16 protein-coding genes and 1 other RNA gene are annotated in these 15,265 nt (G+C 62.4%); 8 read left to right on the forward strand and 9 right to left on the reverse strand.

Translation table 11 applies throughout. The features are described from left to right. Window positions 1–169 precede the first annotated feature (169 nt). The 4 genes from rho to HU764_RS26065 all read left to right on the forward strand — a co-directional run bounded on the left by rho (window position 170) and on the right by HU764_RS26065 (window position 4,962). Complete coding sequence (gene rho, locus HU764_RS26050; protein ID WP_003253661.1) at window positions 170–1,429, forward strand: transcription termination factor Rho; 1,260 nt, start codon at window positions 170–172, stop codon at window positions 1,427–1,429. 201 nt (window positions 1,430–1,630) lie between these two features. Continuing rightward, window positions 1,631–3,097: a 4-hydroxy-3-polyprenylbenzoate decarboxylase gene (gene ubiD / locus HU764_RS26055; RefSeq protein ID WP_186703090.1), complete on the forward strand. Its 1,467-nt coding sequence runs from the start codon at window positions 1,631–1,633 to the stop codon at window positions 3,095–3,097. Beyond that, window positions 3,097–4,065, forward strand: coding sequence for a CDP-6-deoxy-delta-3,4-glucoseen reductase (locus HU764_RS26060; RefSeq protein WP_027592223.1), 969 nt, complete (start codon window positions 3,097–3,099; stop codon window positions 4,063–4,065). The genes ubiD and HU764_RS26060 overlap by 1 nt, the downstream gene beginning before the upstream one ends. A gap of 246 nt (window positions 4,066–4,311) precedes the next feature. Further along, window positions 4,312–4,962: a gamma-glutamylcyclotransferase gene (locus HU764_RS26065; protein ID WP_099430759.1), complete on the forward strand. Its 651-nt coding sequence runs from the start codon at window positions 4,312–4,314 to the stop codon at window positions 4,960–4,962. Between the two features lie 141 nt (window positions 4,963–5,103). Here the strand turns inward: HU764_RS26065 and HU764_RS26070 are convergent, their stop codons facing one another. Beyond that, a complete protein-coding gene (locus HU764_RS26070; protein WP_186681430.1) occupies window positions 5,104–6,081 on the reverse strand; it encodes an NADPH:quinone oxidoreductase family protein in 978 nt (325 codons plus the stop codon). Window positions 6,082–6,238: 157 nt separating this feature from the next. Between HU764_RS26070 and HU764_RS26075 the strand changes: the two genes are divergently transcribed. Further along, window positions 6,239–6,643: a flagellar basal body-associated protein FliL gene (locus tag HU764_RS26075; protein ID WP_027592226.1), complete on the forward strand. Its 405-nt coding sequence runs from the start codon at window positions 6,239–6,241 to the stop codon at window positions 6,641–6,643. 220 nt (window positions 6,644–6,863) lie between these two features. Further along, window positions 6,864–7,298, forward strand: coding sequence for a type II toxin-antitoxin system PemK/MazF family toxin (locus tag HU764_RS26080; protein WP_099455683.1), 435 nt, complete (start codon window positions 6,864–6,866; stop codon window positions 7,296–7,298). A 171-nt stretch (window positions 7,299–7,469) separates the two neighbouring features. On the opposite strand, the gene HU764_RS26085 is transcribed toward HU764_RS26080, so the two are convergent. From HU764_RS26085 to HU764_RS26100, 4 genes are all read right to left on the reverse strand, one after another. Further along, a complete protein-coding gene (locus HU764_RS26085) occupies window positions 7,470–8,582 on the reverse strand; it encodes an ABC transporter permease (RefSeq protein ID WP_099455682.1) in 1,113 nt (370 codons plus the stop codon). A gap of 1 nt (window position 8,583) precedes the next feature. After that, entirely contained in the window at window positions 8,584–11,304 is a 2,721-nt protein-coding gene (gene rbbA / locus HU764_RS26090; protein WP_186703091.1) for a ribosome-associated ATPase/putative transporter RbbA, read from the reverse strand. Further along, complete coding sequence (locus HU764_RS26095) at window positions 11,301–12,260, reverse strand: HlyD family secretion protein (protein WP_186703092.1); 960 nt, start codon at window positions 12,258–12,260, stop codon at window positions 11,301–11,303. The genes rbbA and HU764_RS26095 overlap by 4 nt, the downstream gene beginning before the upstream one ends. A 94-nt stretch (window positions 12,261–12,354) precedes the next feature. Then, window positions 12,355–12,804 (reverse strand): EVE domain-containing protein, encoded by a 450-nt coding sequence (locus HU764_RS26100; RefSeq protein ID WP_099430754.1) that lies wholly within the window; start codon window positions 12,802–12,804, stop codon window positions 12,355–12,357. A 178-nt stretch (window positions 12,805–12,982) separates the two neighbouring features. Between HU764_RS26100 and HU764_RS26105 the strand changes: the two genes are divergently transcribed. Then, window positions 12,983–13,135: a hypothetical protein gene (locus HU764_RS26105; protein ID WP_172960392.1), complete on the forward strand. Its 153-nt coding sequence runs from the start codon at window positions 12,983–12,985 to the stop codon at window positions 13,133–13,135. A 19-nt stretch (window positions 13,136–13,154) separates the two neighbouring features. On the opposite strand, the gene HU764_RS26110 is transcribed toward HU764_RS26105, so the two are convergent. From HU764_RS26110 to HU764_RS26125, 4 genes are all read right to left on the reverse strand, one after another. Continuing rightward, window positions 13,155–13,763: a 5-formyltetrahydrofolate cyclo-ligase gene (locus HU764_RS26110; RefSeq protein ID WP_186703093.1), complete on the reverse strand. Its 609-nt coding sequence runs from the start codon at window positions 13,761–13,763 to the stop codon at window positions 13,155–13,157. A 67-nt stretch (window positions 13,764–13,830) separates the two neighbouring features. Beyond that, window positions 13,831–14,010: non-coding RNA, 6S RNA (gene ssrS, locus HU764_RS26115), on the reverse strand. A gap of 17 nt (window positions 14,011–14,027) precedes the next feature. Continuing rightward, window positions 14,028–14,348, reverse strand: a complete 321-nt coding sequence (locus tag HU764_RS26120; protein ID WP_027592233.1) for a cell division protein ZapA — start codon at window positions 14,346–14,348, stop codon at window positions 14,028–14,030. Next, the gene (locus HU764_RS26125) at window positions 14,345–14,527 is read right to left on the reverse strand and encodes a TIGR02449 family protein (RefSeq protein ID WP_033693939.1); all 183 of its coding nucleotides are present in this window, start codon (window positions 14,525–14,527) and stop codon (window positions 14,345–14,347) included. The genes HU764_RS26120 and HU764_RS26125 overlap by 4 nt, the downstream gene beginning before the upstream one ends. Before the next feature lie 181 nt (window positions 14,528–14,708). Here HU764_RS26125 and HU764_RS26130 point away from each other — a divergent pair, with 181 nt between their 5' ends. Beyond that, window positions 14,709–15,263, forward strand: a complete 555-nt coding sequence (locus HU764_RS26130; protein ID WP_027592234.1) for a YecA/YgfB family protein — start codon at window positions 14,709–14,711, stop codon at window positions 15,261–15,263. Window positions 15,264–15,265 lie beyond the last annotated feature (2 nt).

Raw genomic sequence — 15,265 nt, forward strand, 5'->3', positions numbered from 1 at the left:
AAGCAAGTGTTACATTCGGCCTCGCACTGCTTCTCCAGTGCCCCCTGCACGCCGTCGCCGACGCACTCCTAATTAGAATCTGTGCGCGATCCTATCGCCTTCTAGCGGCGCGGCTTCATTAAGCCAGAAGCTTAATCCTCCCTTCATACATGATTACGTCACTCCCCTTATGAACCTGACTGAACTCAAGCAAAAGCCGATTACCGATCTGCTGGAAATGGCCGAACAGATGGGCATCGAAAACATGGCCCGTTCGCGCAAACAGGACGTGATTTTCGCCCTGCTGAAGAAGCACGCGAAAAGCGGCGAAGAGATCTCGGGTGACGGCGTGCTGGAGATTCTCCAGGATGGTTTCGGTTTCCTGCGTTCGGCTGATGCGTCCTACCTGGCCGGCCCCGACGACATCTACGTCTCGCCTAGCCAGATCCGCCGTTTCAACCTGCGTACCGGCGATACCATCGTCGGCAAGATCCGCCCGCCGAAGGAAGGGGAGCGTTACTTCGCCCTGCTGAAGGTCGACACGATCAACTTCGATCGCCCTGAAAACGCGAAGAACAAGATCCTGTTCGAAAACCTGACGCCGCTGTTCCCCAACAAGCGCCTGAAGATGGAAGCCGGTAACGGTTCCACCGAAGACTTGACCGGCCGCGTCATCGACCTGTGCGCCCCGATCGGCAAAGGCCAGCGTGGCCTGATCGTCGCCCCGCCGAAAGCGGGTAAAACGATCATGCTGCAGAACATCGCGGCGAACATCACCCGTAACAACCCCGAGTGCCACCTGATCGTCCTGCTGATCGACGAGCGCCCGGAAGAAGTGACCGAAATGCAGCGCACCGTGCGCGGCGAAGTGGTCGCTTCGACCTTCGACGAGCCGCCAACCCGCCACGTGCAGGTTGCCGAGATGGTCATCGAGAAGGCCAAGCGCCTGGTCGAGCACAAGAAAGACGTGGTCATCCTGCTCGACTCCATCACCCGTCTGGCACGTGCCTACAACACCGTGATCCCGAGCTCCGGCAAGGTCCTCACCGGTGGTGTCGACGCCCACGCCCTGGAGAAGCCGAAGCGTTTCTTCGGTGCCGCGCGTAACATCGAAGAAGGCGGTTCGCTGACCATCATCGCCACCGCGCTGGTCGAAACCGGCTCGAAGATGGACGAAGTGATCTACGAAGAGTTCAAGGGTACCGGCAACATGGAGCTGCCCCTGGACCGTCGTATCGCCGAGAAGCGTGTGTTCCCGGCCATCAACATCAACCGCTCCGGCACCCGCCGCGAAGAGCTGCTGACCGCCGACGACGAACTGCAGCGCATGTGGATCCTGCGCAAGCTGCTGCACCCGATGGACGAAATCGCCGCCATCGAGTTCCTGGTCGACAAGCTCAAGCAGACCAAGACCAACGACGAGTTCTTCTTGTCGATGAAGCGTAAGTAAGCGTTTCAGGCTGGAATCGATTGGGGCCGCTTCGCGCCCCATCGCGACACAAGGCCGCTCCTACAGGATTATGCATTACCTGTAGGAGCGGCCTTGTGTCGCGATGGGGCGCGAAGCGGCCCCAAGTCATTTTTGGCCATTAGGCGCCGAACGGCGCTACACTCTGCACCCCGACCGATACGGCCAACACGAGGCTCCTGCATGCAGTATCGCGACTTGCGCGACTTCATCCGTGGCCTGGAACAGCGCGGTGAACTCAAGCGCATCCAGGTTCCGATTTCTCCCGTCCTGGAAATGACCGAGGTCTGCGACCGCACCCTGCGTGCCAAAGGCCCGGCGTTGCTGTTCGAGAAGCCCACGGGGTACGACATCCCGGTACTGGGCAACCTGTTCGGCACGCCCGAGCGGGTGGCCATGGGCATGGGCGCCGAGTCGGTCGAAGAATTGCGCGAAATCGGCAAGCTGCTGGCCTTCCTCAAAGAACCAGAGCCGCCGAAAGGCCTGAAAGATGCCTGGTCGAAGCTGCCGATCTTCAAGAAAGTCGTGTCGATGGCGCCGAAGGTGGTCAAGGATGCGGTGTGCCAGGAAGTCGTGGTCGAAGGTGACGACGTCGACCTTGGCCAGTTGCCGATCCAGCACTGCTGGCCAGGCGATGTGGCCCCGCTGATCACCTGGGGCCTGACCGTTACCCGCGGCCCGAACAAGGACCGCCAGAACCTGGGCATCTACCGCCAGCAGGTCATCGGCCGCAACAAGGTCATCATGCGCTGGCTGAGCCACCGTGGCGGCGCGCTGGATTACCGCGAATGGTGCGAGAAGCACCCCGGCCAGCCGTTCCCAGTGGCCGTGGCGCTGGGCGCAGACCCTGCAACCATCCTGGGCGCCGTGACGCCGGTGCCGGATACCCTGTCCGAATACGCCTTCGCGGGCCTGCTGCGTGGCAACCGCACCGAGCTGGTCAAGTGCCGTGGCAGCAACCTGCAGGTACCGGCCACCGCCGAGATCATTCTCGAAGGCGCGATTCACCCAGGCGAAATGGCGCCGGAAGGCCCCTACGGCGACCACACCGGCTATTACAACGAAGTGGACAGCTTCCCGGTGTTCACGGTCGAGCGCATCACTCACCGGCAAAAACCGATCTACCACAGCACCTACACGGGCCGTCCGCCGGATGAGCCGGCGATTCTCGGCGTGGCGCTGAACGAAGTGTTCGTGCCGATCCTGCAAAAGCAGTTCCCGGAGATCGTCGACTTCTACCTGCCACCGGAAGGTTGCTCGTACCGCATGGCGGTGGTGACCATGAAAAAACAATACCCAGGCCACGCCAAGCGCGTGATGCTGGGTGTGTGGTCGTTCCTGCGACAGTTCATGTACACCAAGTTTGTTATCGTCACCGACGATGACATCAACGCCCGCGACTGGAACGATGTGATCTGGGCCATCACCACGCGCATGGACCCCAAGCGTGATACGGTGATGATCGACAACACCCCGATCGACTACCTGGACTTCGCGTCGCCGGTGTCCGGGTTGGGGTCGAAGATGGGCCTGGACGCCACCCACAAGTGGCCGGGCGAGACTACACGCGAATGGGGACGGGTCATCGTCAAGGACGAGGCCGTCACCCGCCGTATCGATGAGCTGTGGGATCAGTTGGGAATAGATTGATGCAGGTAACGTTGCAGCCGTCCGGGGCAGTGCTGGCGCTTGAACCCGGGGAACGGATCCTGGATGGAGCGCGGCGGCTCGGCTATGACTGCCCGAACAGCTGCCGCAATGGCAATTGCCATGTTTGCGCCGCCTTGCTGGTGGAAGGGAGCGTCCGCCAGAACGGCGAAGTACGCGACCATGGCGAGCTGTTCACCTGTATTGCCGAACCGCTGGAGGATTGCGTGTTGCTCTGGGACGGTGTGCTCGCCCTGGGCGAGCTGCCAGTGCGCAAGCTGGCGTGTAGCGTGAGCGAATGCGTCGAGGTCGGTGGCGACGTTTGGCGCGTGCGCCTGCGTGCGCCTGCCGGTAAGCCGCCGCGTTATCACGCCGGTCAGTACCTGATGATCGAACGCGAGGGCGGCAAGCAGGCGGCGTTCTCCCTGGCCTCTGCGCCCCATGGTGGGCGTGAGCTGGAACTGCACGTGCTGGCGCGTGAGCCCAGCGCGCTGCAGCTGATCGAGCAACTGCAGCGTGATCGCCTGGCGCGCATCGAAATGCCTTTCGGTGATGCGCACCTGGCCGAGTTGCCAGACGGGCCGCTGGTGCTGATCGCCGCCGGTACGGGAATGGGCCAGATGCACAGCCTGGTCGAGCATTGCCGTGCCCAGGGCTTCAAGCATCCGGTACACCTTTACTGGGGTGTGCGTCGGCCTGAGGACTTCTACCAGATTGAGCATTGGGACGAATGGTTGCGCCTGCCCAACCTGTTCCTGCACAAGGTCGTCAGTGACCTGTGTGGGTGGGAAGGCCGCTGCGGCATGCTGCACGAGGCCGTTTGCGAAGACATCCACGACCTCAACGGCGTGCACGTCTACGCCAGCGGCTCGCCAAACATGGTCTATGCCACCCTCGATGCCCTGGTCGAGGCCGGTATGGATGCACACCGCATGCGCGCCGATGTATTTGCCTACGCGCCGCGCGGCTAATAACTCAAGTTCAACCGAGTGGGTATAAGGCGGTAATTGTTACCGCCTTGGCTAATAACTTTCACTGCGCTCGAAACAATGCTCTCCAATCGTCGGAAGTTCGCGTGAAACTTTAGCTTTCAGGCTTGAGTGTTGGCGCGTTTCTATCCTAAGGTTAATGCAGACACCTTAGGTGCGGGGCGCAAACCCCGGCACACAGCGATTCTCGATTCATCTGTAGTTCACAGGGAATAATGGCGGCAGCGTATGTCGGCAATTGAAAGTTTGTCCTGGACAAGTGCTTACCCTCCGGCGCTCGACTTCGGCCAGCAACTGACCCGCGAGCAATTGATCAACTCCATGCAACTGACCATGTCACGCCATGAAGGCGGGCCGGTGTGGTTGTTCGCCTATGGTTCATTGATCTGGCGACCGGAGTGCAGTTCGGTAGAGCGGCAGCGCGCACGGGTGCACGGTTATCACCGTGGGCTGTACCTGTGGTCGCACGAGCACCGTGGCACACCGGAAACGCCCGGCCTGGTGTTCGGCCTGGACCGTGGTGGGTCATGCAGTGGTTTTGCCTATCGGCTGGATGAAAGCAACCTGGATGATTCGCTGATGGCCCTGTGGCAACGCGAAATGCCGTACCCGGCCTACCGCCCGCACTGGCTCAGTTGCCGATTGGGTGATGGCAGCAAGGTGCAGGCCTTGGGTTTTGTGCTGGAGCGCCATTTGCCGTGCTATGCGGGGAATTTGCCCGACACACTGCTCAGCCAGATCCTAGCCAGTGCCAAGGGGCGATATGGCACCACGCGCGAGTATGTGGAACAGACGTTGAATGCGCTGCGCAGCCACCAAATGCCGGATCGCAACCTGGAGGCGCGGTTCAGGCGCTGCCATAACCTGCGCGAGGTCTGATTTATTGACTGGCAGTACCGGCCTCTTCGCGGGGCAAGCCCGCTCCCACAGGCACCCGAGCCGCCTTGAGGGCAGTGGATAATCTATGGGAGCGGGCTTGCCCCGCGAAGAGGCCCGAGCAGGCAATCAAGCAGCCAGACGCTAGCTAGTCAGCACCACCAACTTACCCACAGCCTGCCGCTGCCCCAGCTTCTCAATGGCAGCCCCCGCCTCAGCCAGTGGATAAGTCTCCGACACCAGCGGCTTCAGCTTGCCTTCACCCTGCCAGGCAAACAGCTGACGGAAGTTAGCTGCATTCTGCTCCGGCTGACGCTGGGCAAACGCCCCCCAAAACACCCCCACGACCGCTGCGCCCTTGAGCAGCACCAGGTTCGCCGCCAGCTGTGGGATCGCCCCGCTGGCAAACCCCACCACAAGCAGCCGGCCATTCCAGGCCAGGCCCCTTACCGCCTGGTCGAACAGCTCGCCACCCACCGGGTCGTAGATCACGTCCACGCCCTGGCCGCCGGTCAGGCGCTTGATCTCGTCCTTGAGGCTGGCCTGGCTGTAGTCGATCAGCTCATCGGCGCCGGCAGCCTTGGCCACGGCCAGTTTTTCGGCGCTGCTGGCTGCAGCGATCACCCGGGCGCCCATGGCCTTGCCTATTTCCACGGCCGCCAGGCCCACACCCCCTGAGGCCCCCAGCACCAGCAGGGTTTCACCCGGCTGCAGGTGACCGCGCTGCTTGAGTGCATGCATCGAGGTGCCATAGGTCATGCCGAAGGCGGCGGCGGTGGTGAAGTCCATGTGCTCGGGGATCGGCATCACGTTGTAGAAGGGCACCGCCACCTGTTCGGCGAACGCACCCCACCCCGTGAGGGCCATGACCCGATCGCCCACCTTGAACGCACCGGCCTTCTCGCCGACCGCAACCACCACACCGGCCGCTTCGCCACCTGGGGAAAACGGCAGCGGTGGCTGGAACTGGTATTTACCTTCGATGATCAAGGTATCGGGGAAGTTGACGCCCGCAGCCTGCACATCCAGCAGGATCTCGTTCTTTTTCGGCACGGGGCTGGCGACGTCTTCCAGTACCAGGTCGCGCGCCGGGCCCAAGGTTTTGCACAACACAGCTTTCATCGGGGCTATTCCTTTGCGGGTAGTGGCCGATAAGTGTAGGAGGGCCACCTGCCGGGTCAACGAGCATGGCCTACCCTGATGGGCCGGCATAAGCCAGGGCTTGGGTTTGAGCGGTGTGCTGGGTAAGCTGGCGCCAATTGTATTGAGGAGCGAATTCGTGAAAGCGTGGATCTTGATGGTGCTGGCCCTGATGCTGCCAGTTGCGGCCGTGGCCGAAGAAGCCAAGGAAGGGGCGCCCAAGGTCGCCTACATCACCCTGAGCCCACCCTTTGTCGGTAACTATGCCCTCGACGGCAGCCCCAAGCTGCGTGTCTACAAGGCCGACGTAGCCCTGCGCGTGACCGGTGATGAAGCCGCCAAGGCCGTGAAACACCACGAGCCGCTGATCCGTAACCAGCTGGTGGCGCTGTTCACCCAGCAGACGGTGGACAAGATGAGCAACGTCGACGCCAAGGAGCAACTGCGCCAGGAAGCCTTGAAGCAGGTGCAGCAGGTGATGGAAGCGGAAGAGGGCAAGCCAATTGTCGAAGACCTGCTGTTCAACAACTTGATTGTGCAGTGACCTGAAACCCTTGGGGCCCATCGCCGGCAAGCCGGCGACAGCGGCTTCTATTAGGGCGCAGGCCTCCAGCAGGGCCTCGTCATTTGTGTCTGAAACGAGCTCAGACTAACCCTAGTCGTAGGACCTTTCTGTCTTCCTTGTACGTCCGCCAATTTACAGTTTCTGATGCGATGGCCGCGTTAAATTGTGCCTCGTCTTCAGTTGCTCGAGAGTATTGGCAATGCCTTTGAAGTACCAACCGAAAGAGGCGACTGTACTGATGTGCGATTTTTCAGGATTTCAAGCACCTGAAATGATCAAGGTGCGGCCCGTCGTCGTTCTTCGCAAGCACAGTCAAAATCGCCAGTTGGTGACGATAATCCCGTTGAGCACCACTGCTCCTGATCACTTGGCCAGGCATCACGTTGTCCTGCCGAGTTATTTGCCTGGCCCTGATCTGACATGCTGGGCCAAGTGCGACATGATCTACACGGTTGCAACCTCCAGGCTGGACAGATGCCGCGTCAAGTCGCGGCAGGGAGGTGGCCGGGAATATATGACTTTTACAATGCAGCCCGAGCATTTTGCCGCCGTTAGGGCCGCCGTTTGCTTCACGCTGGGCTTCACACATCCAGCAACAGTGCAGTCTGTTGTCAATAAAGCACCTGATGCGTGATAATCCATCCTGTTCCCGTAAGGGGCTTGTAAGACTCTGCGGATCCTGGTTAACCAGCAATCACAGAGCCGGGCAGGTAGATGGCGATGACAAGCCGACCTGTCTGTGAGTAGGGCGCCGGAAGGCGCCCTTTGTCTTTGTGTCGTTCTCATATTCCCCAGCGACACTCTCTCAGGACGCCAGCGTCCGCCGAAAGCGCGCCAGCGCCACGCTGAAGAACACCAGGCCAATCACGGCCAGGGCCAGGATGTCTGGCCATACCACGACCACGCCGGCGTCGCGGAACAGGATCGCGGTGCCGAGGCTGACGAAATGCGTCGACGGCGAGCCCTGCATGACCCACTGCAGCCACTGCGGCATGCTGTCCAGCGGGGTACTGCCGCCAGACAGCAACAGCATCGGGATGATGACCGGGATCGCCAGCAGGCCGAATTGAGGCGTCGAGCGCGCCAGGGTGGCGAGGAAGATGCCCAAGGCGGTACTGGCGAACAGGTACAGCGCGGTCACGGCCAGGAACAGCCCCATGGAGCCAGACAGCGGCACGCCCAGGGCGCCTTTGACCACCACGATGAGCGACACCCAGGTACACAGCACCACCACCAGCGCGTTGCTGGCGATTTTCGCCAGCATGATTTCCAGGGCGGTCAACGGCAGCACCAGCAAGTGGTCGAGGGTGCCGTGTTCACGCTCGCGCAACAGCGCCGTGCCGGTGAGGATGATCGCCAGGATGGTGATGTTGTTGATGATCTGGATCACGGCCAGAAACCAGCCACCCTCCAGGTTGGGGTTGAACAGTGCCTTGGGGTTGATCAGCACGGGGCTCTGGGTTGTGGTGCGCTGGGCATAGTCGAGCAGCTCACGCTCGAAAATCCGGCCGATGTAGCCGGCGCCCATGAACGCCTGGCTCATGGCCGTGGCGTCGACGTTGATCTGCAGCTCGGGTGAGCGCCCGGCCAGCAGGTCGCTCTGGAAGTTCACCGGCACATTGATCACGAAGGTGTACTGGCCGCTGTCCATGGCCTGGTCCAGGCGGTCTGGGGGCAGCGGCACGGCAGGTTGAAACTCGGGCGGTTGCAGTGACTCGGTGAGCTTGCGCGAGAGCTGGCTATGGTCTTCGTCCACCACGGCAACGCTGGCGTTGTGCACGCCGATCACCGAGCCTGCCGCCGGCATGTAGATCGCCACGCTGAAGGCATACAGCAAAAACAGCAGCAGCACGCTGTCATGGCGCAGGCTGGTCAGCTCTTTCAGGCCCAGGCGCAGGGTGTGGTTCAGGCGCGACATATCAGGCCTCCTGCTTCTTCAGCATGGCCAGGCTCAGGCCGGTGAACACGGCGAAGAAGCTCAGCAGGATCAGGCACTGCGGCCACAGCTCGCGCAGGCCCAGCGCTTTGGTGAAGGTGCCGACCGCGATGTCCAGGAAGTAACCCGCCGGGAACAGTTGGCCCATCACTGCTGCGGCGCCATCGAGCGACGAGCGTGGCACGATCAGGCCGGAGAACTGGATGGTCGGCAGGCTGGTGATGATCATGGTGCCCAGGATGGCCGCGATCTGAGTGCGGGTGAAGGCCGAGATCAGCAAGCCCAGGCTGGTGGTCGCCAGCAGGTAGGCGACGCCGCCGCAGGCCAGGGCCAGCACGCTGCCCTTGAGCGGTACGGCAAACAACCAGCGGTTCATCGCCACCAGCAACGCCAGGTTGACCAGGCTTACGGCCAGGTAGGGCAGCTGTTTGCCGAGCAGAAACTCCAGCCGGGTGAGGGGCGTGGCGTAGAAGTTGGTGATGGAGCCAAGTTCTTTTTCACGGACGATGCCCAGGGCGGTGAGCATGGCCGGGATGAACGCCAGGATCAGCGCCATGACGCCGGGCCCGATGGCATTCACGCTGACCACGTCCTGGTTGTAGCGGAAGCGTGTTTCCAAGCGCACCGGCTCCTGGCGCTGCACCGGTTGCTGGCTGGCCGCGGCAAATTGTTCGAGGTTCGCCTGGTGCACCGCTTCAACATAGTTGCGGCTGGTCTCTGCACGGAACGGCATGCCGCCGTCGAGCCAGGCAGCCACCACCGGTTGGCGACCGGCGTAAAGGTCACGGCCAAAGCCGGGTGGGATCTCCAGCGCCAGTTTGATTTCGGAACGTTGCAGGCGTTGGTGCATTTCACGGGTATCGCGAATCGGCGCCTGCTCAGCGAAATACCGTGATCCGCGAAACGCTTCGAGGTAGGCCCGGCTTTGCGGGCTTTGGTCTTGGTCATGAACGGCGAAGGCGAGGTTCTCTACATCCAGCGAGATGCCATAGCCAAAGATCACCATCATGAACACGGCGCCGAGCAGGGCGAAGGCCAGGCGCACTTTGTCGCGTAGCAGCTCCTTGCCCTCCCGGCTGGCCACCGCCAGCAGGCGGCGCAGGCTGAAACCTTGGCGCAACGGCGGTGTGGCCGCTGCCGGCTGTTCCAGCACAGTGTTTTGCGGGGCCTGGGGTACGGCCTCCTGGGCTTGCTCCAGGCAGCGCACAAAGGCGTCTTCCAGCGTTTCGCCGGCGTATTGGCGTTGCAGGGCATCAGGCGTGTCACAGGCCAGCACGCGCCCGGCGTGCATGAACGAAATGCGATCGCAGCGCTGGGCTTCGTTCATGAAGTGCGTAGAGAGGAAAATGGTCACGTCTTGCTCGCGCGACAACTCCACCAGCAGTCGCCAGAAATCATCGCGGGCGGCAGGGTCGACGCCGGAAGTCGGCTCGTCAAGGATCAGCACTTCAGGGCGGTGCAGCACCGCGACGGCCAGCGACAGGCGCTGGCGCAGGCCGAGGGGCAGGGCGCCTGACGGCTGGTCGGCGATGTCGCGCAGGCCGAAGCGCTCGATCAGTTCGCTGATGCGCTGCGCGCTGTCGGCCTTGGGGAGGTCGAACAGGCGCGCATGCAGCGTGAGGTTCTGACGGGTGCTGAGCTCGCCATACAGCGAGAAACTCTGCGACATGAAACCAACCCGCTTGCGCGTGGCCAGGTCGCTGGCGTCCACCGGGCGGCCCAGCAGGCTGGCACTGCCCTCGCTGGCGGGTACCAGGCCCGTAAGCACTTTCATGGTGCTGGTCTTGCCGCAGCCGTTGGAGCCGAGAAAACCAAAAATTTCCCCACGACCAATGGCGAAGCTGACCTTGTTGACCGCGGTGAAGTCACCAAAGCGCAGGGTCAGGTCATGCGCTTCGATGGCGACCAGGCCGTCATTTGCCGAGCGTGGCGGGATAGCCAACGGCGCATGTTGCGTACTGCCTGCCCCCTGGAAATGGGTAAAGGCATCGTCCAGTTTGCCGCTGGGCGTGACGCCCGCCAATGTGTGGCTGGGGCCCGCGGCAATCAGCCGGCCGCCATCGAGCATCAGGCAATGCTCGAACTGCTCGGCTTCCTCCATATAGGCAGTGGCCACCAGCAGCGTCAATTGCGGGCGTTGTTCGCGTACCTGCTCGACCAGTTCCCAGAAGCGTCGCCGCGACAGGGGGTCGACCCCGGTCGTGGGTTCGTCGAGGATCAGCAGGTCAGGTTCGTGGATCAACGCGCAGCACAGGCCCAGTTTCTGCTTCATGCCGCCCGACAGCCTGCCGGCCGGGCGCTCGGCGAAGCGATGCAGGTCGGTGGCCTGCAGCAGGTTGGCCATGCGCTGTTCGCATTCTTGCCGGCCCAGGCCAAACAGCGTGGCGAAAAAACGAATGTTCTCGCTGATCGACAGCTCGGGGTACAGGTTGTTGCCCAGCCCTTGGGGCATGAACGCGACCTTGGGGTACAGCGCAGCACGGTGGCGTCGTTGGCGGATCGAGCCGCCCAGCACCTGCAACTCGCCCTGCTGCAGGCGTTTTACGCCGGCGATCAGCCCGAGCAGGGTCGATTTGCCGGCCCCGTCAGGCCCGATCAGTGCGCAGCGGGTGCCGCTGGGCAGGCTGAAACCCAGCGTCTGCAAGGCGATCAGGTCGCCATAACGGTGGCTGATGCCCTCGGCCAGCAGTGCCGGCGCGTTCATTGCAGGTTGGCCGGCCAGTCCATGTCAGCCGTGCGCACATAGCCAGCGCCCGGCATGCCCGGCTTGGCTTGCGGCACGGCGCTTGGGTCGCTCAGGCGCAGTTTTACGCGAAACACCAGTTTCTGCCGCTCATCGCGGGTTTCGACCTGTTTCGGGGTGAACTGCGCCTTGGCGGCGACAAACGCTACCTTCGCCGGCAACGCCTGATCGGGCAGCGCATCGAGGACGATGCGTGCCTGATCGCCAACGGTCAGCCGGCCGCTGGTGGAGGCTGGGAGGTAGAGGTTCATGTACTGGTCGCTCGGGTCGATCAGCATCAGCACGCGACCGCCAGCGCCCAAGACCTCACCCGGCTCGGCCAGGCGCAGCTGGATGATGCCGTCGATGGGCGCGCGCAGGCTGCTGTCGTCGATCTCGCTGGTCAGTTGGGTGACTTGGGCCTGGGCGGCGCCGATGGCGGCTTTGACGGCTGCCAGCTGGGCGCGCGCCGCAACCACCGCCGCGTTCGCGGTGTCGAAGCGGGCCTGCTGCTGGTCGAGCAGTTGTTGGCTGGCATAGTTGCGCTTGAAAATCTCGCGCACGCGCTTGAGTTCCTGGCCGGCGAGCAGCAGCTCACTCTGACGCAGTTGCACGCTGGCCTGGGCCGCCGCGTAGTTTTCCTGGGCGCGCAGCACTTCGGCCTCGGCCTGATTGCGCTGGGCTTCCATTGTGCGGGTGTCGATACGGGCCAGCAGCTGACCACGGGTCACCTTGTCGCCTTCGTCGACCCGCACTTCGGCCAAGCGCCCGGGGACCTTGGTGGCAACTTGCACTTCGGTCGCCTCGAGACGGCCGTTGCCCATGCTCAGGCCTTCCGGCAGCTGGTCATGCAGCGACTTCCAGTAACCCAGCCCTGCCGCGGTCGCCAGAAGGGCGATCAATGCAGTGGCGAAGACCCTGGGGGCATATCGATTCATCAGTCAGCATCCTGCTCAATGCACGCCGCTATCGTGGCGTGCGGCTATCCATGGCGTGTTGATATCGGTCAAACCCCTTGATCCTAGCCCACCTTCACTTCAGCGCGACAATGGCCGCCCATTGTTCAGGGGTAACCGGCATCACCGACAGGCGGCTGCCTTTTTGCACCAGCGGCAATTCGGCAAGTGCAGCCTGTTGTTTGAGCCTGCCAAGGTCGAGCACCTTGGGCAGGGTTTTCACATGGGCCACGTCCACCGCACTCCACGGGTTCTTCTCGGCGGTGGCCTTGGGGTCGTAGTAGTGGCTTTCTGGGTCCAGTGCGGTCGGGTCCGGGTAGGCCGCCGCAGTGATGCGGGCGATGCCAGCAATGCCCGGTTGCGGGCAGCTGGAGTGGTAGAAGAAGAACTCGTCGCCCACGCTCATGGCCCGCAAAAAGTTGCGCGCCTGGTAGTTACGCACGCCGTCCCAGCGCGCTTCGCCCAGCCGGCCAAGGGCTTCGATCGAGAGCTCGTCGGGCTCGGATTTCATCAGCCAATAGGCCATGCATGCTGCTCCTGAAAAGGTTTGAAATAACCTGTTGCACGAAACCGACAGCCGGTTGGCGCCAATGTTTGCGTGTGGGCGCAGGTTGTCGGAAAATGCGCCCCGTTTAAAGCGAGATGCTCTGGCGATACTCAGAAAATCGCCAAGCCGAAACAGTTTGCCTGGGGGGCAATCTTCGATGAATCAACGCAAAAAGCCGGATCTGCTGTGGATCCTGGTGTTCATTTTTGGCCTGGGTGTGGTCACCACTGGTTATGCGCAAGGGTTCCTGGAGCGTAAGCTGGACACCGCCTATCAAATGCCGGTCGACGCCAGCCAGCCGCAACGTTGATGCCCTCCGCTGGCGCCGCTCAGTTCGGCGCCAGGTACCAGTCGCGGTCCGAGACCGTGCCTTGCAATGGTACATCCCAACTGGCCTGTGCCAGCCGCTCGACCTTCTGGCATTCATGCGCCAGCCCCAATAGCAAAGGTTTCTTCCAGGTCTTGCGGCGCGTCTGGTAGGCCAGGCTGCGGTCATAGAAACCACCGCCCATGCCCAAGCGGCCACCCACTTCATCGAAACCCACCAGCGGCAGCAGGATCAGGTCCAGAGCCCAGATCGGGCGTTGGCGTTTGCGGTCGGTCAGTGGCTCTGGAATACGGAAGCGGTTGCGCTTGAGTTTTTCACCCTGTTCGAAACGCTGAAACACCATGCGTGTGCGCGGCCAGGCGTGCAGCACCGGCAGGTAAGTACGTTTGCCGCGTCGCTGGGCTTCGCGCAATAGCAGGTAGGGGTCGATTTCACCGTCGTTGGGCAGGTACAGGGCAATGTGCCGGGCGCGGCGGAACAGCGGGTCTTGCGCCAGCTGGCGGTATAGGCCAAGGGCGGCTTGGCGCTGCTGGGCAGGCGTCAGTGCGCGGCGGGCATTGCGGAGCAGGCGACGAAGCTGGGGGCGGGTGAGCGGCGCGGTGTCGGTCATGGCACAGGCGTTCCCAGTTGTCGCGACTGGTAGGGGTATGCCCGCAGCAAGGGCGGACAAAAAAATAAGGCTCCCCGATAAGACCGCTATCGGTGTAGCCCTTGAACCCGAAAGTTCAAGGTGGAGATTGCAGGGGGCGTTAAGGCTTTCCGTCGAGCGGACATGCACACCGGCCCCAGCGTGCAACCCCCGTGGTTGTGCGTATCGGCTCAGGGACATAACCGACTGGCGCATCCCCCAGGGAGTGGCGCCAGTATACCAATCTCAGCCGATTTTGGTATCCGTGTCGTCGGACAAAGCCTTATCGACCCGATCCAGCAGGTCGCGCACCTGTTCGCGGTTGGTGCCAGCGACCGGGGCAGCGCTACGGTCTTCCTGGCGGTGCAGCATCTCGTGGGTAATGTTCAACGCAGCCATGACCGCGATGCGGTCGGCGCCGATCACCTTGCCGCTGCTGCGGATCTCGCGCATCTTGCCGTCCAGGTAGCGCGCGGCGCTGACCAGGTTGTTGCGCTCTTCCGGCGGGCAGATGATCGAGTATTCCTTGTCGAGGATCTGCACGGTGACGCTATTGCTTGAACTCATGAGTCTTGCTCCAGAGCCTTGAGGCGTAAAATCATCGACTCGACCTTGCGCCTTGCGATCTCGTTCTTTTCGATGAGGTGGGCGCGCTCTTCGCGCCAGGATTTTTCCTGAGCTACTAGGAGTGCATTTTGCCGTTTTAGTTGCTCGACACGTTCGATCAGCAACTCGAATCGGCTCATCAGCGCTTGCAGGTCGTTCTCTTGCGTGGGTTGCACTCGAATCGCTCCGTCGTTGAGTCACCTGGCGATGATGCCTCTCCCCGGGCCGCGACGGCCAGTGCCGATGGTCTTGGCGCGCCTGCCGGTGCTAGGATACAAGGTCTCCATTCTAGTCATTGCGCCGTCTGGCGCCTAGTTGCCCATGCCCAATACCCAATCGCCCTACATTGCCTTCGCCATGCTGCTTACCAGCAACGGCCACCCTGTCACTCCTGCCGAGCTGCACGGCTTGCTGGTCGGGCGCAGCTGCGCCGGTGCCGGCTTCGATGCCGACGCCTGGCTGGCCGACGCCGCCCAACTGCTGGAAAACGAACCCGGTGACACCGTCCGCAACGCCCTGATCGGCTTGCAAGAGATGGTCAAGGGCGAGCTCACCAGCGATGACATGGCCATCGTCCTGCTGCTGCCGACCGATGATGCCGCGCTGGCTGACCGTGCTGAGGCGCTGGGCCAGTGGTGCCAAGGCTTCATCACGGGCTTTGGCCTGAACGCCGGTGGCAAGGACCTGTCCACCGAAGCCAAAGACGTGCTGCAGGACCTGGTGGCAATCTCCCAGGTACAAGAAGCCCTCGAAGAGTCCGAAGACGGCGAGAGCGACTACATGGAAGTCATGGAATACCTGCGCGTCGCGCCGCTGCTGCTGTTCTCCGAGCTGGCCAAGCCGGCCGCACCTGCGTCCAAGCCATCGTTGCACTGATC

Source organism: Pseudomonas kermanshahensis (assembly GCF_014269205.2).
In the GTDB taxonomy this organism is placed as follows: Bacteria; Pseudomonadota; Gammaproteobacteria; order Pseudomonadales; family Pseudomonadaceae; genus Aquipseudomonas; species Aquipseudomonas kermanshahensis.